20 protein-coding genes are annotated in these 20310 nt (G+C 35.0%); 11 read left to right on the top strand and 9 right to left on the bottom strand.

The window, feature by feature from the left end:
• Nucleotides 1-101: 101 nt before the first annotated feature.
• Nucleotides 102-986, bottom strand: a complete 885-nt coding sequence (locus AC1W31_RS13385) for an alpha/beta hydrolase (protein ID WP_481734963.1) — start codon at nt 984-986, stop codon at nt 102-104.
• Nucleotides 987-1066: 80 nt separating this feature from the next.
• Between AC1W31_RS13385 and AC1W31_RS13380 the strand changes: the two genes are divergently transcribed.
• From AC1W31_RS13380 to AC1W31_RS13360, 5 genes are all read left to right on the top strand, one after another.
• Nucleotides 1067-1771, top strand: a complete 705-nt coding sequence (locus AC1W31_RS13380) for an esterase family protein (protein WP_481734962.1) — start codon at nt 1067-1069, stop codon at nt 1769-1771.
• Nucleotides 1772-1917: 146 nt separating this feature from the next.
• Nucleotides 1918-2898, top strand: coding sequence for an ATP-grasp domain-containing protein (locus AC1W31_RS13375; protein WP_481734961.1), 981 nt, complete (start codon nt 1918-1920; stop codon nt 2896-2898).
• Between the two features lie 84 nt (nt 2899-2982).
• Nucleotides 2983-4086: a carboxylate-amine ligase gene (locus AC1W31_RS13370; RefSeq protein WP_481734960.1), complete on the top strand. Its 1104-nt coding sequence runs from the start codon at nt 2983-2985 to the stop codon at nt 4084-4086.
• A gap of 113 nt (nt 4087-4199) precedes the next feature.
• Nucleotides 4200-5048 (top strand): type 1 glutamine amidotransferase, encoded by an 849-nt coding sequence (locus tag AC1W31_RS13365; RefSeq protein ID WP_481734959.1) that lies wholly within the window; start codon nt 4200-4202, stop codon nt 5046-5048.
• A gap of 28 nt (nt 5049-5076) precedes the next feature.
• Nucleotides 5077-6273 carry a hypothetical protein gene (locus AC1W31_RS13360; protein ID WP_481734958.1) on the top strand — a complete coding sequence of 399 codons (1197 nt, stop codon included), beginning with the start codon at nt 5077-5079 and terminating at the stop codon, nt 6271-6273.
• Nucleotides 6274-6332: 59 nt separating this feature from the next.
• On the opposite strand, the gene AC1W31_RS13355 is transcribed toward AC1W31_RS13360, so the two are convergent.
• Nucleotides 6333-7859 carry a S10 family peptidase gene (locus AC1W31_RS13355; protein WP_481734957.1) on the bottom strand — a complete coding sequence of 509 codons (1527 nt, stop codon included), beginning with the start codon at nt 7857-7859 and terminating at the stop codon, nt 6333-6335.
• Between the two features lie 58 nt (nt 7860-7917).
• Between AC1W31_RS13355 and AC1W31_RS13350 the strand changes: the two genes are divergently transcribed.
• On the top strand, nt 7918-9108 hold the full coding sequence (locus tag AC1W31_RS13350; RefSeq protein ID WP_481734979.1) for an aspartate aminotransferase family protein: 1191 nt from the start codon (nt 7918-7920) through the stop codon (nt 9106-9108).
• Between the two features lie 70 nt (nt 9109-9178).
• Here the strand turns inward: AC1W31_RS13350 and trxA are convergent, their stop codons facing one another.
• From trxA to AC1W31_RS13330, 4 genes are all read right to left on the bottom strand, one after another.
• Nucleotides 9179-9502 carry a thioredoxin gene (trxA, locus tag AC1W31_RS13345; RefSeq protein WP_481734956.1) on the bottom strand — a complete coding sequence of 108 codons (324 nt, stop codon included), beginning with the start codon at nt 9500-9502 and terminating at the stop codon, nt 9179-9181.
• 266 nt (nt 9503-9768) lie between these two features.
• Nucleotides 9769-11109: an ammonium transporter gene (locus tag AC1W31_RS13340; protein WP_481734955.1), complete on the bottom strand. Its 1341-nt coding sequence runs from the start codon at nt 11107-11109 to the stop codon at nt 9769-9771.
• A gap of 98 nt (nt 11110-11207) precedes the next feature.
• Nucleotides 11208-12359 (bottom strand): porin, encoded by a 1152-nt coding sequence (locus AC1W31_RS13335; RefSeq protein ID WP_481734978.1) that lies wholly within the window; start codon nt 12357-12359, stop codon nt 11208-11210.
• A 353-nt stretch (nt 12360-12712) separates the two neighbouring features.
• Nucleotides 12713-13060: a 4Fe-4S dicluster domain-containing protein gene (locus AC1W31_RS13330; protein ID WP_481734954.1), complete on the bottom strand. Its 348-nt coding sequence runs from the start codon at nt 13058-13060 to the stop codon at nt 12713-12715.
• Between the two features lie 173 nt (nt 13061-13233).
• Between AC1W31_RS13330 and AC1W31_RS13325 the strand changes: the two genes are divergently transcribed.
• The gene (locus AC1W31_RS13325) at nt 13234-14250 is read left to right on the top strand and encodes an acyl-CoA reductase (RefSeq protein ID WP_481734953.1); all 1017 of its coding nucleotides are present in this window, start codon (nt 13234-13236) and stop codon (nt 14248-14250) included.
• An 86-nt stretch (nt 14251-14336) separates the two neighbouring features.
• Here the strand turns inward: AC1W31_RS13325 and AC1W31_RS13320 are convergent, their stop codons facing one another.
• Genes AC1W31_RS13320 through trpS form a run of 3 tightly spaced genes read right to left on the bottom strand, consistent with a single transcriptional unit; the run spans nt 14337 to nt 16279 of the window.
• Nucleotides 14337-14759, bottom strand: coding sequence for a DUF2147 domain-containing protein (locus AC1W31_RS13320; protein ID WP_481734952.1), 423 nt, complete (start codon nt 14757-14759; stop codon nt 14337-14339).
• Nucleotides 14746-15309 (bottom strand): phosphatase PAP2 family protein, encoded by a 564-nt coding sequence (locus tag AC1W31_RS13315; RefSeq protein WP_481734951.1) that lies wholly within the window; start codon nt 15307-15309, stop codon nt 14746-14748. Before AC1W31_RS13315 ends, AC1W31_RS13320 begins: the two co-directional genes overlap by 14 nt.
• Nucleotides 15302-16279 carry a tryptophan--tRNA ligase gene (gene trpS / locus AC1W31_RS13310; RefSeq protein ID WP_481734950.1) on the bottom strand — a complete coding sequence of 326 codons (978 nt, stop codon included), beginning with the start codon at nt 16277-16279 and terminating at the stop codon, nt 15302-15304. The genes AC1W31_RS13315 and trpS overlap by 8 nt, the downstream gene beginning before the upstream one ends.
• A 207-nt stretch (nt 16280-16486) precedes the next feature.
• Here trpS and AC1W31_RS13305 point away from each other — a divergent pair, with 207 nt between their 5' ends.
• From AC1W31_RS13305 to dnaE, 4 genes are all read left to right on the top strand, one after another.
• Nucleotides 16487-17170 carry a DUF2461 domain-containing protein gene (locus tag AC1W31_RS13305; protein WP_481734948.1) on the top strand — a complete coding sequence of 228 codons (684 nt, stop codon included), beginning with the start codon at nt 16487-16489 and terminating at the stop codon, nt 17168-17170.
• A 63-nt stretch (nt 17171-17233) separates the two neighbouring features.
• Nucleotides 17234-18169, top strand: a complete 936-nt coding sequence (locus AC1W31_RS13300) for a hypothetical protein (RefSeq protein ID WP_481734947.1) — start codon at nt 17234-17236, stop codon at nt 18167-18169.
• Between the two features lie 38 nt (nt 18170-18207).
• On the top strand, nt 18208-18999 hold the full coding sequence (locus AC1W31_RS13295) for a hypothetical protein (protein WP_481734946.1): 792 nt from the start codon (nt 18208-18210) through the stop codon (nt 18997-18999).
• Between the two features lie 68 nt (nt 19000-19067).
• On the top strand, nt 19068-20310 hold a 1243-nt coding region (gene dnaE, locus AC1W31_RS13290), incomplete at its 3' end, for a DNA polymerase III subunit alpha (RefSeq protein WP_481734945.1).

Genomic DNA, 20310 nt, shown 5'->3' with positions numbered 1-20310 from the left:
GTTTTATAAAAAATTAAGTGTTAAAAGGTATTAAAATGGATAAAAAAAATGAGAAATTCAAGTCTGAAGAAAATAATCATCTAAAATGTTTTCAACTATTATTATTTGCCAAAAGCCCACACCAAAAACTCAGGTAATACCTTTTTCCAAGTATTTTGATTGTGTTCTCCATTTTCCACTTCTCTATATACGATGTCCTCATTTTTATTATAACCTTTCTGTTCGAGTTCCGTCATTAAATCCAAGGTGTCATCAATGGCATCAATAATTCCATTGTTATTTCGGTCTGATTTTTCATCGTTTGTTCCCGCTTCAAACCAAAATTTCATTCCTTTTTTATACGTTCCAGCTCGCACAATATTGTGCATAATTCTATTATATTGGTCAGTATATCCATCTTCTTCTGATTTTTGTCTCCACCAAAAAGAACCAGAAAAAACACCGATTTTTGAAAACTCTTTGGGATTATTCCAGCCAATATCCATGGCAGACAGACCCCCTAATGACAATCCAGCAATGACATTCCCTTTCATTTTGATGAAATATTTTTGCTTTAAAAATGGCAATAATTCATGAATAATAAAATCATTGTGTTGTTTTGCTTTCGAGCCACGGGCTTTATAATCCGCTTGTGTGGCAGTTCCATATTCGTACAATCGGTCATGATTTGCGTGGATTCCAACGCATAAAAAAGCTGAAATTTTATTTTGATTTATTAGGTCAGAAATGCTTGATTTTATTTCTAATTCATTAAAATCTTGTCCGTCATTAAAAATTAAAACATTCGATTTATCAGAAATATTTTTAGGATATATCAAAGTAATATGTACCTCACGGTTTAAGTGAGTTGACGTAATATTTTCCTCTATTTGAGTTAATGAAGCGTTATTTTCGGACAATTTATTAGGGATTTGTTGGGCTGATATTTTTAGGATTATTCCATAAAATACGAAAAATAATAAATATTTCTTTGAGAAAAATATCATAAAAAATCTTTTGAAACTAAAAAACAATCTCTATTTTAGGATAAAATTAACAATAAAAACTAAAACTAACCTTTGATATTATGCAAGAACGATATCTGAAATACTATTCTCACCATCTTGGGGCGGATAATGAAATGTTAATTTTTGGTAATTGGGGATATCCAGTCATCGTTTTTCCCACCACCATGGGGCGATATCATGAAGCAAAGGATTTTAAATTAATCGAATCCGCTCGTGGACAAATTGAATCAGGTAAAGTTAAAATTTATTGTCCTGATAGCATTGATAAGCACTCTTGGTACGGAAAACATCTTCATCCTGGCCAGCGAGTTCAACATCATATTTATTATGACCAGTATCTAAATGAAGAATTAATTCCCGCCATTATGAGCGAATGTAATGTCTCGAAAGTTGCGGTGGCAGGTTGTAGTTTCGGTGGATTTCATGCCGCAAATTTTGCTTTTAGGCATCCCGATAAAGTGTCACATTTATTCACAATGGGTGCTGCTTTTGATATTCGCTCATTTTTAGGTGATTATTACGACGAAAACGTATTTTTTAACAATCCTCCCGATTATTTACCCAATTCTAATGATTTAAATCTTTGGAATATGGACATCGTTTTAGGAACTTGCAACGATGATTTCTGTAAACCAGACAATGAAAAACTCTCCAAAATATTAGCCCATAAAAACATCAATCATTGGTTAGATATTCGTTGGCATGGCACACATGATTGGGATATTTGGCGAGAAATGTTCCCAGAATATTTGAATCGAATATAGAAAAATATAGGTCAGATGATAGAATTTCAAAAATGCCGTCTTACTTCTAATAAAAAATTTAATAAATAAACTAAATTTAACCCATAAATCAGCTTGAAGGCATGATGCCTTAAGTTTTACATGATTTCTATGAGGTTGCAAAAATTATGAAAAAAATAGGTATTCTTCATGGAATGGAGTCTTCTTTTCCAGAGGCATTTGTAGAAAGAGTTAATCAGATTGCTCCTACAGGAATTATGGCTGAACGAATGGTCGTGGATAAAGTTTTGCAAGGAGTTTCATCGGGTTATGATGTCATCATTGATCGTATTTCTCAAGATGTTCCGTTTTATCGAGCCATGTTAAAAAATACTGCATTAACGGGAACTGCCGTTATCAATAATCCTTTTTGGTGGTCGGCTGATGAGAAGTTTTTCAATAATGCATTGGCGGTTCATTTGGGCGTCCCCGTTCCCAAAACGGTTTTATTACCTTCAAAAGAGCGCCCCTCGGACACGGCAGAATCATCTTTCAGAAACCTTAAATTCCCGCTACCTTGGGGCGATATTTTTGACCATATTGGCTTTCCTGCCTATATGAAACCTCATTCAGGCGGTGGTTGGAAGAGTGTTTATAAAGTGAGAAATCCTGACGAACTTTTCAACGCTTACGATGAAACCGACCAATTGGTAATGCTTTTGCAAGAAGAAATTGTTTTTACTGATTATTTTAGATGTTATTGTTTGGGTGGAAAAGAGGTTAAAATCATGCCTTACGAACCTCGAAATCAACCTCATTTACGTTACGGTGCACAATTACCGACGGGGCCACACGCCAAGAAATTAATGACAACGGTCAAGGATTATGTATTGAAATTAAATAAAGCATTGGGATACGATTTCAATACGGTAGAATTTGCGGTTAAAGACGGAATTCCTTATGCGATTGATTTTTGTAATCCAGCTCCTGATGCGGATGTAAATTCGGTGGGTCAAGAAAATTTTGATTGGGTGGTGGATACCATGGCAAAAGTGGCGATTGATCGTGCAAAAAAACATAAAGAAGGCAAGGATAATTTAACGTGGGGGACTTTTATGTCAAATGCTGTTAATGGATTGCCGCTAAGTGAATTGGTAAGTTTGAAATAGTAATTTATTTTCAAATATTCTCAACTTCCTGAAAGATGAAACCTTTCGGTAAATACCTAAGAAACAACTTTAAACCATAATCAAATGCCATTATTCACACTCGGAATAGAAGAAGAATTTCAGACGATTGATCCAGTAACTCGTGAATTACGCTCGCACATGAGTAAAATTGTTGAAGGCGGGCAAATCACGCTTCAAGAACGGGTAAAGGCTGAAATGCACCAAGCAGTCGTTGAAGTTGGAACCAATATTTGTCATAATATTCAAGAAGCAAGGGCAGAAGTTACTGAACTTAGAAAACATATTATTGAATTGGCCGACCAGCAAAACCTGAAAGTTGCTGCTGCTGGAACGCACCCTTTCTCGGATTGGCAAGACCAATTAATTACCCCAAACGAACGCTATGATGCTTTAATTGATGAAATGCGTGATGTGGCAAGGGGAAATTTAATCTTCGGACTCCATGTACACGTGGGGATTGATAGTAGAGAAGAAGGAATTCAAATTTTAAATTCGGTTAGGTATTTTTTGCCTCATATTTATGCACTTTCTACCAATTCGCCTTTTTGGTGTGGGCGAAATACCGGCTTTAAATCCTACCGTTCTAAGGTTTTTGACAAATTCCCACGCACAGGAATTCCTGACTTTTTTGCCTCAGCCAACGAATACGATGAATACATAAAATTATTAGTCAAAACCAATTGTATCGACAACGGTAAGAAAATTTGGTGGGATATTCGTTTACATCCATACTTTGATACCATTGAATTTAGAATTTGCGATATACCCATGCGCATTGATGAAACGATTTGTATTGCAGCATTAATTCAAGCCTTGGTTGCTAAAATGCATAAATTGATGAAACAAAATTTAAGTTTCAGACCATACCGAAAAGTATTAATTAATGAAAATAAATGGAGAGCTGCTCGTTATGGGATTCAAGGAAAATTAATTGATTTTGGGAAACAAGAAGAAGTACCTTACCGTGATTTATGTGGAGAATTATTAGATTTTGTGGACGATGTGTTAGATGACTTAGGAAGTCGCCACGAAGTTGAATATATTAAACAAATTCTCGACCATGGCACAGGAGCTGATCGTCAATTAGCCGTTTTTGAGCAAACTGGTGGCGATTTAAAGGCGGTTGTTGATTATATTGTGGAAGAAACCAAAGCAGGAATTTACTGATAAAATTCCTGCTATTTCTTTCAAACGAGGTAAAGTTTCTATCTGGTGACAATTTTTACTAATTTTGCGTTTATTATTTGAATGTTATTTCATCAATAAATTTTAGAAATATTATGCAACAACCGCTAAAGATTGCGATTTTAGATATGTACGATAACTTTCCTGGTGAAGGAATGCGGTGTATTATTAAACAAATTAATGAATTTCAAGAAAAAGAAGGGTTAATTATCCAAACAGATATCTTTAATGTTCGTGCAAGTAATGAAATTCCCGATTTGAATTACGATATTTATTTTTCAACTGGCGGTCCAGGAAGTCCATTGGAATTAAGAGAATCTTGGGAAAAACCTTATTTCGAATTCATTGATTCTGTTTTTAATTATAATCAAACTGAATTGGTGCAATCTGGGGAAAGTCCAAAAAAGTTTATGTTTTTGATTTGTCATTCTTTTCAATTAGTAGCTCGACATTTAGGTATTGGTAATATCACAAAAAGAAGAAGTACTGCCTTCGGTGTTTTTCCTGTAAACCAGATTGACAAAACCATTCACGAAGAACTATTTGAAGGATTATCGGATCCATTTTTTGTGGTAGATTCTCGTGATTATCAGTTAGTTAACCCGAATAAAAAGAAAATTAAAGCGTTAGGCGTTACGATTCTGAGAATGGAAAAAGAGCGACCGCACGTAAATTTAGAACGAGCAATTATGGCAATTCGGTTTTCAAAAGAAGTATTTGGGACACAATTTCATCCAGAAGCGGATGCCGTTGGAATGTTGAAATTACTCATAAGAGAGGATAAAAAGAAAGCCGTCATTAAAACGCACGGCTTAGAAAAGTACAATGATATGATTGATAAACTTGATGACTCAGATAAAATTATTTTAACGGAATCAATTATCCTTCCAACCTTTTTAAGGAAAGCAACAGCGTCTATTTTGCAAACAGAATTAGTGATGTAAGTCGGATTTTTCGGTTCGAAAGTATAAAATGCAACAATCCATAAGACAAAAATATAATCAATCATTCAGTCAAGAAAAATATCAAAATTTTCTGGCAGATATGAATAAATCTTTACCAAAACTAATCGAATTTAGAGTTGCGGAAACACCTGTTTTTGTTCCAAAAGCCTTAAAAAATAAGTTGATTGAAACCTGTGAAAGTATTGTAGATGTGATTGTAAAGGATGATTTTAAGGATAAAACTGCCAATGCAATTCCAAGGTTACAGTATGTGCCAAATGAAAATAATCACACTTCTTTTTTAGCCATTGATTTTGCGGTTTGTCAAGATGAAAATGGCGATTTTGTCCCTCAACTCATTGAATTACAGGGGTTCCCGTCACTATTTGGTTTTCAATATTTGCTTTCCGAAAATTATCAAAAACACTTTTCGATTCCCGAAAATTATGATTTTCAATTCGATAATCAAGACAGAAAATCGTACTTTGAAACATTAAGAAAATTAATTGTTGGAGACGAAAAAGTAGAAAATGTCATCCTTTTGGAAATATATCCAGAAACTCAAAAAACGAGTGTAGATTTTGACATTACCGAGCAATTAATTGGGGTAAAGGCAGTTTGTATCACCAAAATTATTAAAGAAGGAAGGAAGTTATTTTATATGAATGGGGACATAAAAACGCCAATTCATCGAATCTATAATCGTTTAATTTTTGATGATTTAACCAACTTTCCAGATTTAAAAACGGATTTTAACTTAACGGACGATGTAGATGTTGAATGGATTGGGCATCCTAATTGGTTTTTTAGAATTAGTAAATATACCATGCCATTTTTTATCAGTAAATACATTCCAGAATGCCATTTTTTGAGTGAATATCAAGGTAGCTATCCAGATAATTTATCAGATTTTGTATTAAAACCTTTATTTTCATTTGCAGGTACAGGTGTGATAATCAACGTGTTACAGCAAGATTTAGAAAGTATTAAAGATCCAGAAAATTATATATTGCAGAAAAAAGTAAAGTATGAACCAGTTGTTGAAACGACCGATGGAAGCAAAGTGAAATGCGAAATTAGGATACTTTACGTTTGGCAAAAAGATGACCAAAGACCTACTTTATTAACAAATTTAGCACGACTTTCGAGGGGTGAAATGATTGGAGTGCGGTACAATAAAGATTTTGATTGGGTAGGTGGAAGTATTTGTTTTATGGAAAAATAGTCGTTTAAAAAATATGGACGGCATCGACTAATGCGATGCCGTCCATATTTTTTAAACGACTATTTCAGCGTTTCAAGGTAAAATTGATCCGCTTCTTTTTTAAGTTTTATCAACGATTCTTTGTGAATATACATCATGTGACCCGCTTCAAAATAGGTAAATTTTACGTTTTTACGTTGTTCAGGCTTCAATCCAGCGTGATTTAGGGTATATTCTGCCGCAAAATAAGGTGTTGCTAAATCATAATAAGCGGACGGAATCCACACTTTTAAAAATGGATTTTTTGACATGGCTTGTCTTAAAGTTTCAGCCACATTCAGATATTGATTTTGTACGTTTCCATAGTTCCAGGGTTGTACTCGTCCAGTGAGCATCAAATAAGGTAAATCGTTTTCATATTTCAAATCTTGGCGTAAATATTGATTAATGGCGGTCGAATACGGACCTGATATGGTGGCATCCAAACTTGGGTCAAACTCGTATCTTTCGCCCGCATTATCATAGTCCGTACCGGTAAATCTTCCGTCTAATCTGCCAGTTGTTTTTCCATCCTCACGCAGCAATTCCTTCACAAATCTTCCAATTTCAATTCTCATATTTGCATTTTTAATATACGCTTCACTGAGGCCCGTATATTTCGATAATTTCTGAATAATCTGCTTCTGTTCGCTTTCTGGCAATAAATCACCTTTCATTAAGGCGGTAGAATATTCGTTTAAAGCAAAATTTTCAACCTCTCTCAAGGTCTTTTGTAAATCTCCCTGATATTCTTTGGCGATTTTTTTGTGGTACCAAGCAATGGCCGTATAAGTTGGCAAAAAAAGTGGAAAAGGTAAATCATTTCCTTTCTCAAATCTGGCAGTTTGAAAATTTAAAATTGATGAAATTAAGCTAATCCCATTGATATACATATTAAATTTATCCTGCAAATATCCTGATAATCCTGCTGCACGAGTGGTTCCATAACTTTCACCCGCTAAAAATTTTGGCGATGACCATCGGCCATATTTTACCGTATATAGTCGGATAAATTCTCCAACGGATTCAATGTCTTCCACATAACCCAAAAATTGTTTTGGGTCTTCACCCTGTACGGCCCGACTATAACCAGTATTTATCGGGTCGATGAAAACCAAATCCGTTTTGTCCAACCAGCTATATTCGTTGTTTACGTATTGATAAGGAGGCGCTAATGCACCACCTTTGTCGGACATTAAAATCCTTCTGGGGCCAATGGCTCCCATGTGTAACCAAACAGAGGCTGAACCTGGCCCTCCGTTGAAAGTGTAGGTTATTGGTCTTTTTGAAATATCAGAAATGCCATCTTTCGTGTACGCAATAAAAAATATATTTCCTTTTGCTTTCCCAAATTCATCTTTTAACGTCATGTAGCCAGTTGTAGCAGTATAGCCAAACGTCTGCCCATTAATTGTTATTTGATGCTTGGTAACGATGGTAGCTGGCGGGGATAATATTGTGCTACTGGTGAGGGGATTTATAGTTTTGGCTTCTTCTTTTGTAACTTTGTCTTGCGCAATTGAGTTAAGAAAAGACAGTATTGCCAATAGTGGTAAGATTTTTTTCATGATTAATTGTCGTGATAAAGTATAACTGAATGATTTACAATAAAAATACAAAATCTTGATTACACATAGAGAATTATTTTTGAAAAATGTAGCCCAAACATCGGACTTCCCACTTTCACTCGAAATAGAAAGAGCAGAGGGAGTTTATATGTACGGAAAGAATGGCAAACGATACATGGATTTGATTTCAGGAATTGGCGTTTCAAATGTTGGACATCGGCATCCAAAAATTACCCAAGCTATTCATAATCAGGTAGATAAATATTTGCATTTGATGGTTTATGGTGAATATGTCCAAACGCCGCAATTACTTTTGGCAGAAGCGTTGGTTAAAACATTGGATAAAGGGTGTAAAAAATATCCAGTTTTAGATAATGTATATTTTACAAATTCTGGAACGGAAGCCGTTGAAGGTGCCATGAAATTGGCCAAACGTTTTACAGGTCGACAAGAAATTGTTTCGTGCGTAAATGCTTATCACGGTGCAACGCAAGGTGCGTTATCGTTATCTGGAAGTGAAAATTTTAAACGAAATTATCGCCCACTTCTACCCGAAATAAAGCAAATCAGACATGGTGTTTTTGAAGATATTTCCCTAATAACTGGTAGAACCGCCGCCGTTTTTATTGAAATTATTGGGGGCGAAGCGGGTGTCCGAGTACCTGATGCTCAATATTTTATCGAATTAAGAAAACAATGTGATTCGACAGGAACGCTTTTAATTATTGATGAAATCCAAACGGGTTTTGGGCGGACTGGTACATTTTGGGCTTTTGAACAATTTGGTTTTTATCCAGATGTTTTGCTATGTGCGAAAGGAATGGGCGGAGGAATGCCCATTGGAGCATTTATTGCCAATCAAAAAGTAATGTCGGTATTTAAAAATAATCCAATTCTTGGTCACATTACAACTTTTGGTGGGCATCCCGTAAGCTGTGCATCCTCTTTGGCGACCTTACAAGTTATTCTGGAAGAAAAATTATTGGACGATGTAAAACGTAAAGCAGCTATTTTTAAGAACTTATTAGTTCACGAGAAAATAAAAGAAGTTAGAAATCAAGGATTGATGATGGCGGTGGAATTCGAAGATTTTGAGACCTTAAAGCCAATTATTGACCGTGCTATTGAGAAAGGAATTATTACCGACTGGTTTTTATTCTGTGACAATTCAATGCGAATTGCGCCCCCTTTAATCATTACTGACGAAGAGATTGTGGAGGCTTGTAGTACAATAATTTCTTCTATTTAAATGAAAAGGTATTAGAATTTAAATTTAGTGCGGATGACTAATACTTAATGCCTAATACCTAATACTTAATTTATGCGTGTTTCAAAACTGTTTGAGCTAATACTGCTTTTGGGATATTACCTCCAACAAGTCTCTCTTTTAATTCTCCATTTTTGAAAATCAATAACGTTGGAATTGAACGAATTCCTAAGGTTGATGGAATGGTTGAATTAGCATCAACGTCCATTTTGGCAATAATAGCTTGTCCTTCCAAGTCTCCTGCCAACTCTTCAACGATTGGTCCAATCATTTTACATGGTCCACACCATTCTGCCCAAAAATCTACTAAAACTGGTTTGTCTGAATTTATTAGCTCTTGAAAGTTTTCGTCAGTCGCTACAACATATTTTCCCATTGTATTTATTTAATTAAGTTTTAATTCTTATTCAAAATTACAACATCGTGCATTGTCATTTTGGTTCAAATTAGATCGATATTTAGACTACAGAATTTGTATATTTAAAATATTTTCGTCGATTTTTTAAGCGTAATTCTAAAATTTCTATGTTTCCTATCTTACCATTGTGGTTACAAAAATAAAAAGTTGCCCGTCATAGACAGACAACTTTCTTTCTGAAACAAAACCACAAGAACCATTACTTGTGGCCATGTTACAATATTTTAAGCTTCGATTAACGATTCATCATGTTGAGAAATATCTAATCCTACTCTTTCTTCTTCTTCTGTTACACGCAAAGGAATGATTTTGTCAGTTATAAATAGTAACAAATATGACATACCGAATGCAAAAGCTGAAACTACTGCCAATGCAACTAAGTGTTTAACTAACAAAGCAATGTCACCAGTAATGAACAATCCCTGTTCGCCTTCAACAACTACTGCATTAACCGCTTTAGAAGCGAATAAACCAGTCATCAACATCCCCATCATACCACCAACACCATGACATGGAAACACATCTAATGTATCATCTAATTTAGAATTTGCTCTCCAATGTGCTGCAATATTTGATACGATTGCGGCAACAGTTCCAATCGTAATTGCGGCAGTTACCGAAACGAAACCAGAAGCGGGTGTGATAGCGACTAAACCAACCACTGCACCGATACAAAATCCTAATGCCGAAACTTTACGTCCACGGGTTACATCAAATAAAATCCAAGATAAACCTGCTGCTGCTGCTGCTACGTGTGTAGTGGCAAAAGCTGAAACTGCTAAAGGACCCGCTCCAACTGCTGAACCAGCGTTAAACCCGAACCAACCAAACCATAATAAACCAGTACCTAAAAGTACATAAGGGATATTTGCCGGAGGTAAAACATTTGCTTCAACGTGAGATTTACGTCTTTTTAAATATAATGCACCCGCCAAAGCTGCCCAACCAGCACTCATGTGAACTACAGTTCCACCAGCAAAATCAAGAACGCCGTATTTAAACAACCACCCTTCTGGGTGCCATGTCCAGTGCGCCAAAGGAGCATAAACAATCACACAGAAAAGAACCATAAATAAAACAAAAGCACGGAAATTAATCCGTTCTGCTAACGCACCAGAAATCAATGCTGGGGTTATTACCGCAAATTTCATTTGGAAAAATGCAAACAAAGCGAACGGAATTGTTGGTGCTAATGACCAAGGTTTTCCATCAAATACGCCTTGAAACATAAAATAAGTCATTGGATTTCCAACATAACCTCCAACAGAATCACCGAAAGCTAAACTGAAACCAAACACTACCCAAATAATGGTAATCACACCCATCGCAATAAATGATTGCAACATCGTAGAGATTACGTTTTTGTGGTTTACCATTCCACCGTAAAAATAAGCTAAACCAGGCGTCATTAAAAGAACAAGTCCTGATGAAACAAGCATCCAAGCAGTGTCGCCTGTATCAATGCCTTCGGTTACTGCTGCTCCTGGAGCAGGAACAAATGCGGCTCCAATGGCAATTAAAAGCAAAATGCCAATGGGAAGCCAAGATGGTTTTTGTTGTGTCATGTGGTTTTTTGTTAAGGGGTTTTTGATTTTGGATTTGTTTACAGAAAACTAATAGATAATCATAAAATTACATGATTATCTATTGATTGAATTATTAATTAAAATTTATATATCATTGCCAACCCAAGCGTTGCTTGAGATTTTGTTGCTTTCCCATCTCCATCTGTGAAGAAGTTTTTGTCATAAGTATCAATTCTTAATTCTGGTTTTAATAACAAATGACTATCCGCTAACGTAATGGTTGGTGTAATTGTGATAGACGATACAGAAACCCCAGTGTAACTGCCATCTGCATTAGTTATTCTCAAGGCACGAACTGCATCTTGATTATTGAAAGATTCGTATCTTGCTCCGATGCTAAAAGTACTTGAAATGTCATATTTGGGGTAAATAGCAAATCCACCCCATGTTTTAGCAGTACTTGGACCACCGGTACCTTGATAATCACCTTTTTGTGTTCCAGTAGCAACATTCAATCCCAATAAAAATTTGTCAGTAATTTGATAAGTAGTACTCAAATCTAACAGTGCGTAATTGGCATCTGGCGTTTTTCCAGTCGTAATATCTTCAGTTGCTTCATTTGAGGTAATGCCATTGATATACACATTCCATCCTGCAACTGGTTGAACGAATACTTGAGCAATTAGACCAGTTTTGTTATTATTATCGTTCAAGTTATCAACATTATTCACTAAACCGCCCATGATTGAGAATTTATCAGAGAAGGCATAAGCAGCTTTAACTCCAACATGGTAGAATGGGCCATTGTTGAATAAATTTGATAATGAGTAATGATAATTTACAGGAGCATCAATTACTTCATAGCCAATGTGTGTTCCAAACTGACCCGCAGTGAATGTTAATTTGTCAGTTGCTTTCCAATTAAAATAAGCCTGTTTGATGGCTAAAGCAGTCGTTCCTTTACCTAATGGTCCAATTACGTTTCCGTACTGTCCTAAATCTGCATTTGGTCCGAATGTTAAATCTACTACTACATCAGACTTTGAAGTCGAATATCCAATTTTTGTTTGAACAAGTCCTAATGAAAATTGACCTGATTTCTGGTCGAATGCACGAGCAGTACCTGATGCTCCTAAGTTGCTTCTATCTCTTGGATTGTTAAAGTTCGCCATATAGTACGAATCTATGTATCCTGAAAATGTAAATTTTCCTTTATCTTCTGTTTTTTCCTGAGAAAAAGACGAAAATCCAATAAGCAAAGAAAATATGGTAGTTAGGGCGATTTTCATAATAAAATTTTGTTTCATGTTTTGATTAAATGCTTGATTACCTCACAAAGATTATAGGTAAAATTCAGTATTCCAAATTTATTATGTAATATTTTAACCAGTTTTTGTGAATTTATCGAATAATAGTACAAAAATGGTTTGAAATTAAACCTATTTATGGCCATTTGTGGATATTTTTTTTAATTACAAGTTTATTTTTAACTTATTCTGTGAAAACTGAAAAAAACCAAATATTCTAAAATTGAAATTTCAAGAAATAATATAATTATTCAAATATTGAACACAAATAAAAAGAGCTGCCAATTTATTGAAAATTGACAACTCTTAAATAATTAAAACATACTTTAAATTTTTTATTCAGCGTGCAACCACGCCTTCTTACTAAGTAATGTTTCTTCGTCCTCCTCACGGTCAGGGTCGGGAACACAACAATCTACAGGACATACTGCCGCACATTGTGGTTCTTCATGAAAACCCATACATTCTGTACACTTATCAGAAACTATATAATAAAATTCGTCGGATACTGGAGTCATTGGGTCTTTACCACCAATTGATGAACCGTCTTCTAATTCGACATCAACTAATTTTGTTCCACCTCCCCAAGTCCATTCAACGCCACCTTCATAGATGGCAGTATTAGGGCATTCTGGTTCGCACGCCCCACAATTTATACATTCTTCTGTGATAATAATTGCCATAATAATCTTCTTTAATGAGTATGAATATTAAATAATTAATAAATAAGTATTCATATATGTAAAAAACTATACAAATTTAATAGGTAAACATTTAATAGCCTACAAAGTTTGAAGAGTATTGTAAAATATTTATTTGATAAGTTTTGAGTAAATTGCATGAAATTTTTAAAAACATGACATTACAAGCAAGAATCAAGGCTTTTGCTGACTTAGGTCGGTATTTGAACGCCACTGAAAATCAAGAGGAAATTGAACTTTGGGCAGATAAAGCGTCCCACCAAAATAATTGGTTTACCCTTGAAAATACAAAAAAATCATTAAAAGCAATTGCTGATTATTATTTGAATCCAGATTTATTAATTCAATGGACAGGACTTTATGAAATACCCGATACGCCCAAAAAGATAAAAAGTATTGGGGTAATCATGGCGGGAAATATTCCAGCGGTTGGTTTTCACGATATGATGACTATTGTGCTGTCAGGACACGCTTGTGTAGCAAAACTGAGTTCTCAAGACTCATTTTTAATGCTAACACTTATGGAAAAATTATTAGAAATAAATCCAAATTTAGAAATTAGAATTGCGGATAAATTGAATGAAGTGGATGCACTAATTGCTACAGGTTCAGATAATTCCGCAAAATATTTCGAATATTATTTTAAATCAAAACCCCATATTATCCGTAAAAACAGAACTTCAATTGCGATTCTGAATGGCGAGGAAACCGAGGAAGATTTTTTGAATGTTGGAAAGGATATTACGGATTATTTTGGATTAGGATGTAGAAACGTTTCAAAAATCTTTGTACCAGAAAATTATGATTTTACTAAATTTTATGATTCTATAGAATCTTTAGGCGATATTTTTTATCATAATAAATACAAAAATAATTATGACTATAATAAGTCAATTTATTTGGTAAATATGATGCCGCATTTTGATAATGGATTTATGATATTAGCGCCGAGCGAGGCGTTGGTTTCGCCAATCTCCGTTATTTTCTACGAAGAATATAAAAATGAAGCTGAATTGAAAACTAAAATTGAGGAAAACAATGATAAAATTCAATGCATGGTTTCAAAGAATTCTTGGTTTGAGAAAAGTTTGAATTTTGGGGATGCACAGAAACCCAAATTGTGGGATTATGCGGATGGGGTTGATACAATGGCATTTTTGCTGAGTTTGTAGGTTTGGGTGTCTAAACTACCCGAAAATTTTAGAACTTTCGGGTAGTTTTTGATGCAAAAACTGTCCAGTCATATTTAAATTTTACTTCATTCAACCCTTAATAAAACAACCGTTTTCCCAAACATTGGCGCACCTAAATATCCTCGAACGTTCAAGGTGTTTTCATTTTTCAAGGTCATTTTTCCAGAAACGGTCATGCCAGTTCTTGGATCGCTTACTTGTCCCCCAGACCACACATTTTTGCCTTCAAAAATGAATTTCCTAAAAATCTGATATCCTATTTTGGGTTTTACTTTTAATTCTTCTTGATTTTCTTTTGACGACATCCATACTATTTTTCCAAAGTACTGATTCTCAGTCTTATAAATTTGAATCTTGGAAGTTTTGTCATCCGTGAACCAAACGCCAACTATTTTTTCAGCTTCATCAATCATAATTTTTGAATTGATGTTAAAAGAAATTGTTGTCATTAAAAAAGTGATGAATAAAATTGTTTTAAATTTTTTCATGGGAAGTTTTTAATAGAAAATAATGGTAAATTTTATGGCAAAATAATGAAGCTAAAACACCGATTCCTGCCCCAGCAAATACATCAAGTGGGTAATGTACGCCTACGTAAATACGACTGTAAGAAACAATTATTGCCCAAATATACAAATACTTTATACCCGAAAATTGTTTGCCAAATAGTAAAACTAAACAAGTTATTAAAGCAAAAGTATTGGCAGCGTGTGACGAACAAAAGCCAAATTGACCTCCACAATTTCCTACGACATGAACTAAATGTTGAATGGTAGGTTCGTAGCAAGGTCGAAACCTATGAATCAAAGGCTTTAAAATACTCGAACATACTTGGTCGGAAATGACTACACTGAAAATTATCATCAATAATATTCCAGCGGATTTTCTTTTTTGTAACCAAATAATACTGCCAATAATGATTGCGTACATCGGAAACCAGGAATTTCTGCCAGAAATCCAAGCCATGATTGGGTCAAAAAAATCGTTATGAATTGAATTTAGCCACAAAAAAGCCTGTGTGTCGAGTTGATTAATCATCTAAATTCATTTTTTTTCTGATTCTTTGAATGGTTTCTTTAGCAATTACCTCCGCTTTGGCTTCACCTTCTTGCAATTTTTGATCGAGTTCTGGAATGTGATTCATATAATACTCAAATTTTTCTCTTTCTTCTTTGAATTCCCTTACCAAAACAGCGTGAAGCGCATTTTTGGCGTGTCCGTATCCATATCCACCAGCTAAATAACGCTCACGCATTTCCGCCACTTCTTCGGGATTTGCCACCAAAGAGTACAATTTAAAGATGTTATCCTCATCGGGATTTTTTACATCTTCCAATGATTTAGCATCAGTAATCACTTTTTTAACGACTTTTAAAATATCTTTTTCGTCCAAAAATATATCAATGTAATTATTTAAAGATTTACTCATTTTCTGACCATCAATTCCTGGAATTGTCATGACGGCTTCATCAATTTTTGCTTCTGGAAGCACCAATGTACCTTCACCATATTGACGATTGAAAGCAGCTCCTAAATCACGAGTCATTTCTAAATGTTGTCTCTGGTCTTTGCCCACGGGTACGATATGCGCATTATACAGCATAATATCTGCTGCTTGCAGCACCGGATACGTAAATAATCCAGCATTAACTTCTGCTAATTTTTCGGATTTTTCCTTAAAACTTGTCGCATTCGCCAACATCGGAAATGGCGTAAAACAGTTTAAATACCACATTAATTCAGTATGAAAACCCGCTAATTTTGATTGACGATAAAAGAAGTTTTTATCCGCATCAAACCCACAGGCCAACCAAGCCGCCGCAATGGCATACGTGTTTTCACGCAATTGTTTGCCATCTTTTAGTGAGTTCAGCGTGTGTAAATCAGCGATAAATAAGAATGATTCATTCGCTGGATTTTTTGATAATTCGATTGCGGGACGGATTGCCCCTAAAATATTACCTAAATGTGGTCTGCCCGATGCTTGTATGCCTGTAAGAATTCGCATTGTTGTTTTTTATTTTCTAAAAAACACGAATGAAACTATCTATAATAAAATTCGTGTTTTCTTAATCATTAATTGTTCTACAAAATTGAGTAAATTAAATCAATCCATCAAATCCAACATGATAGTTTTTGGCTAAATCATTATCTTTGGTATCAAAAGCAACCTTCTTTTAAATTTAATTGTCTAAAATTCAACATTATAAATAACATGTCTATCACAACAAGCACATTTCAGTACTTACAGGATTTGAAAAATAATAATACTCGTGAATGGTTTCACGTCAACAAAAAAAGGTATGATACAGTTAAATCAGATTTTGAAGAAACAATCAAAGAATTAATTGGCTCGATTGGTGATTTTGAAAATATGACGGGCGTTGAGGTAAAACACTGTAATTATCGAATTGCCAGAGACGTTCGATTTACCAACGATAAAGCTCCTTATAAATCATGGCTTTCTGCCAGTTTTTCGGAAGGAGGGAGGAAATCGGGACGCATGGATTTCTATTTACATATTCAAGAAGAGGAATCATTTTTGGGCGGAGGAATGTGGTCACCCACGCCCGAACATTTGGCGAAATTGAGACAAGAAATTGATTATAATGCGCATGAATTAAAAGCCATTATTTACAATCCAGATTTTTTGAAAATATTTGGAGAAGCACAGGGAGAAACCGTGAAATCTGCTCCAAAAGGCTATTCAAAAGAGAATCCAGAAATTGAATTATTGCGTAAAAAGCAAATGTTCTTTTGGCATAAATTTACAAAAGAGGAAGTTTGTTCGCTCGATTTTGTGCATAAAGTAACCGAAACAGCACGCACTTTAAAGCCTTTTTTAGATTATTTGAACGTAATATTTTTTGACCATCAAGAGCCGGTGGTTAAATTGTGATTGAATAAGTAAAAATCTGATTATCAAGTCTTTAAATTTCAAAACAATCAATTACCTGCCACTATGTTTAAAAATTTACTTTCGATTTTTCTCTTTTTTACAATTCTGATTTCAATATGGAATTGTTCGTCTGAAATTCCTGCCCTAAAATCTCCTAAAAGCCCGCAAAAGGATATTTTGAGCTTTAAGTTTGAAGACTTTAATCCCATCGTTGAAGGTGATATTGATACAACGCTTCGTACCGTTAAACTACGAGTGCCAATGGCAACTAAAGTAATAACTTTAAAACCAACGATTACGGTTTCACCGCAAGCATCGATTTCGCCCAATTCATTAGTGGTTCAGAATTTTACTAATGCCTTAACTTACTTTGTAATAGCCGCTGATTGCACCAAAAGGGCATATCAAGTGAGTGTCGTTGTAGCTTTGGCAACTGACCCAGAAATTACGGGTATTGAGACGATCAGTATCAAAACTACGCAGGCATTTTTTATTTATGGCAAAAATTTTGTTCGAGGAAATTTATTAGCAAAATTTATTTTGACTTCAAAAGTAACTGGCAAAACTTATGCCCTCACGAATGTAAGTTTAACAGCGACACAGGCGAAAGTACAAGTGCCTTTTGATGTGCCAGCGGGTTTATATTCAATAACAGTGGATGTGAACGGAAGACAGATGAAATATCGACAATTGGATTTGAAAGTTACGGGTGTAGGAACAGAATTAATCATCAATCGTATGACGGTTTTAGCGTATATACGAGGTCAGGATCTAATTATTACGGGTAATAATATTAAAGCCACGAAGGCACAAATACGTTTTCAGCCACAAATTGCCAGTACAACTCAAATAAAAGATGCGATTATTAACACAGCAGGAACGGAAATTAAATACAATATTGAAGCCACTTTTCCAGCACCAAACCGTTGGTCGATAACGGTGCTGTTGGATGGGAAAACGTATGCTTTGCCGGATTTAGTAACGATTACGGCGAAATAATTTTTAATAATTTATCACATAAAATTTGAGTTACTACCATGCAAAAAGTATTTATTAGTACAATGATTTTAATTAGTTCATATACTTGCTTTTCTCAAAAGTACATTGGTACAAATGTCAGACCAAGTGCAACTAACAAAACGGGGTATTTAAAACCATATTCTGCAATTGAATACTTAAAAGCAGCCTCTGAAATTGATTTATCTAATGAATTAAATGAGAAAATTGTCAAAAGATCAAGTGCTTATCTAAGTGAAATCACTACTAATTTTGATTTTCCTGCTGAGTTTGTCAAATTAGATACTAATGAATATAAATTGTATCAAAGAAATATTAAATCTATTGTTGAAAAGATAATAGTTGATGGAGAAGTCCTCAAGTATAATGATAATCACTTTTTTAGTTATGACCGTAAAACAGTCACTAAAGCTGTGAATAAAATTATTATTCCCGATAGTATCCTTAATATTGTTAAAAAGGCAGAAAAAAGACTAATGTTATCTACCGGCTCACTCGGCTTTATAAAAACGAAAGAGTATCGTCCAAATCATCCTAATAGCAAAGCATTTTATAATTACTCAAATAATGGGGCAATAGGTGGAATGGTAAACTATCTTTTGAACAACCCGAACATATGTTGTAAAAGTATTAATTACGTAATAATAATTGATTCAGAAGATAAAAATATTGCATATTTTCAAGTTGTTGTGGATGAAATTAATCCTGCGGCTGAGAAGGATTTAAAAAAAATGTACCACAGAGTATTTGAAGATTATTGGATTTGGTATCATTCAGAGGCTGATAAATATCTTAAAATAAATAGAAAATAACAAAAAAAGCGACCTAATCAGTCGCTTTTTTTGTTTACTTTGTGGGAAATATAAATAATCCTTGCCCCATGCAATTCTCCCATTTACACTGTCATACGCAATATTCTCTCCTTGATGGAGCTTCAAAAATACCCGCCCTTTTTGCCAAAGCGAAAGCTGATAATATGCCCGCAATCGCCATTACTGACCATGGAAATATGTTCGGAGCGTTTCAGTTTGTGGCGGAGGCTCAAAAGCATGACGGCGTAAAACCAATCGTGGGTTGCGAATTTTATGTCGTGGAAGATCGTCATAAACGCCAATTTACGAAGGAGCAAAAAGACAAACGTTATCACCAATTAATGCTCGCCAAAAATGCGGAAGGCTACGCTAATTTGGTGAAAATGTGTTCATTGGGTTATATTGAAGGACTTTATGGAAAATATCCGAGAATTGATAAAGAATTAGTATTAAAATATCATAAAGGACTGATTGCCACCACTTGTTGTTTGGGTGCGTCCGTTCCACAAGCCATTCTTAGACATGGAGAAGCAGAAGCGGAAAAGGAGTTCAAATGGTGGTTGGATGTGTTTGGGGAAGATTATTACGTAGAGGTGCAAAATCATCAAATTCCTGACCAATTACGCTGTAATGAGGTTTTGTTGAAGTTTGCCAAAAAATATAATGTAAAAGTTATTGCTTCAAATGATTCCCATTATCTCGACCAAAAGGATGCCAACGCCCACGATATTCTTTTGTGTATTAATACGGGCGAAAAGCAAGCAACCCCGACTTACAAAGATATTGATGACGATGCTGGAACGTCCACCAAAGGCAAGCGTTTTGCTTTTTATAATGACGAATTTTATTTCAAAAATACCACCGAAATGACCAAACTCTGGAGTCACGTTCCAGAGGCAATTGATAATACCAATGAGATTGTTAGCAAGATTGATACCTTGCGTTTGAAGCAAGATATTATGTTGCCCAATTTCGTGATTCCGAGCAATTTTACTACGCAAGATGATTATCTCGAACACATTACTCGTGAGGGGGCTAGAAAGCGGTATGGCGATAATTGGGATTCGGTTGAAGTCAAGGAACGCATTGATTTTGAGCTTCATGTAATTAAAACGATGGGTTTTGCGGGATACTTCCTCATTGTAAGCGATTTTATTAAAGCGGGACGAGATTTGGGCGTTTTCGTTGGGCCGGGACGTGGTTCTGCCGCTGGTTCGGTTGTGGCGTATTGCATCGGAATTACCAATATTGACCCAATCAAATATAAATTACTCTTTGAGCGTTTCTTGAATCCTGACCGTAAATCAATGC

Source organism: Arcicella sp. (assembly GCF_964672035.1).
Note: the sequence above shows the minus strand (reverse complement) of the source record. Positions and strands in the feature narration are given on the sequence as shown.

Coding starts and splice junctions, on each gene's coding strand:
- AC1W31_RS13385 (WP_481734963.1), bottom strand. CDS start 986: ATGATATTTTTCTCAAAGAAATATTTATTATTTTTCGTATTTTATGGA.
- AC1W31_RS13380 (WP_481734962.1), top strand. CDS start 1,067: ATGCAAGAACGATATCTGAAATACTATTCTCACCATCTTGGGGCGGAT.
- AC1W31_RS13375 (WP_481734961.1), top strand. CDS start 1,918: ATGAAAAAAATAGGTATTCTTCATGGAATGGAGTCTTCTTTTCCAGAG.
- AC1W31_RS13370 (WP_481734960.1), top strand. CDS start 2,983: ATGCCATTATTCACACTCGGAATAGAAGAAGAATTTCAGACGATTGAT.
- AC1W31_RS13365 (WP_481734959.1), top strand. CDS start 4,200: ATGCAACAACCGCTAAAGATTGCGATTTTAGATATGTACGATAACTTT.
- AC1W31_RS13360 (WP_481734958.1), top strand. CDS start 5,077: ATGCAACAATCCATAAGACAAAAATATAATCAATCATTCAGTCAAGAA.
- AC1W31_RS13355 (WP_481734957.1), bottom strand. CDS start 7,859: ATGAAAAAAATCTTACCACTATTGGCAATACTGTCTTTTCTTAACTCA.
- trxA (WP_481734956.1), bottom strand. CDS start 9,502: ATGGGAAAATATGTTGTAGCGACTGACGAAAACTTTCAAGAGCTAATA.
- AC1W31_RS13340 (WP_481734955.1), bottom strand. CDS start 11,109: ATGACACAACAAAAACCATCTTGGCTTCCCATTGGCATTTTGCTTTTA.
- AC1W31_RS13335 (WP_481734978.1), bottom strand. CDS start 12,359: ATGAAAATCGCCCTAACTACCATATTTTCTTTGCTTATTGGATTTTCG.
- AC1W31_RS13330 (WP_481734954.1), bottom strand. CDS start 13,060: ATGGCAATTATTATCACAGAAGAATGTATAAATTGTGGGGCGTGCGAA.
- AC1W31_RS13325 (WP_481734953.1), top strand. CDS start 13,234: ATGACATTACAAGCAAGAATCAAGGCTTTTGCTGACTTAGGTCGGTAT.
- AC1W31_RS13320 (WP_481734952.1), bottom strand. CDS start 14,759: ATGAAAAAATTTAAAACAATTTTATTCATCACTTTTTTAATGACAACA.
- AC1W31_RS13315 (WP_481734951.1), bottom strand. CDS start 15,309: ATGATTAATCAACTCGACACACAGGCTTTTTTGTGGCTAAATTCAATT.
- trpS (WP_481734950.1), bottom strand. CDS start 16,279: ATGCGAATTCTTACAGGCATACAAGCATCGGGCAGACCACATTTAGGT.
- AC1W31_RS13305 (WP_481734948.1), top strand. CDS start 16,487: ATGTCTATCACAACAAGCACATTTCAGTACTTACAGGATTTGAAAAAT.
- AC1W31_RS13300 (WP_481734947.1), top strand. CDS start 17,234: ATGTTTAAAAATTTACTTTCGATTTTTCTCTTTTTTACAATTCTGATT.
- AC1W31_RS13295 (WP_481734946.1), top strand. CDS start 18,208: ATGCAAAAAGTATTTATTAGTACAATGATTTTAATTAGTTCATATACT.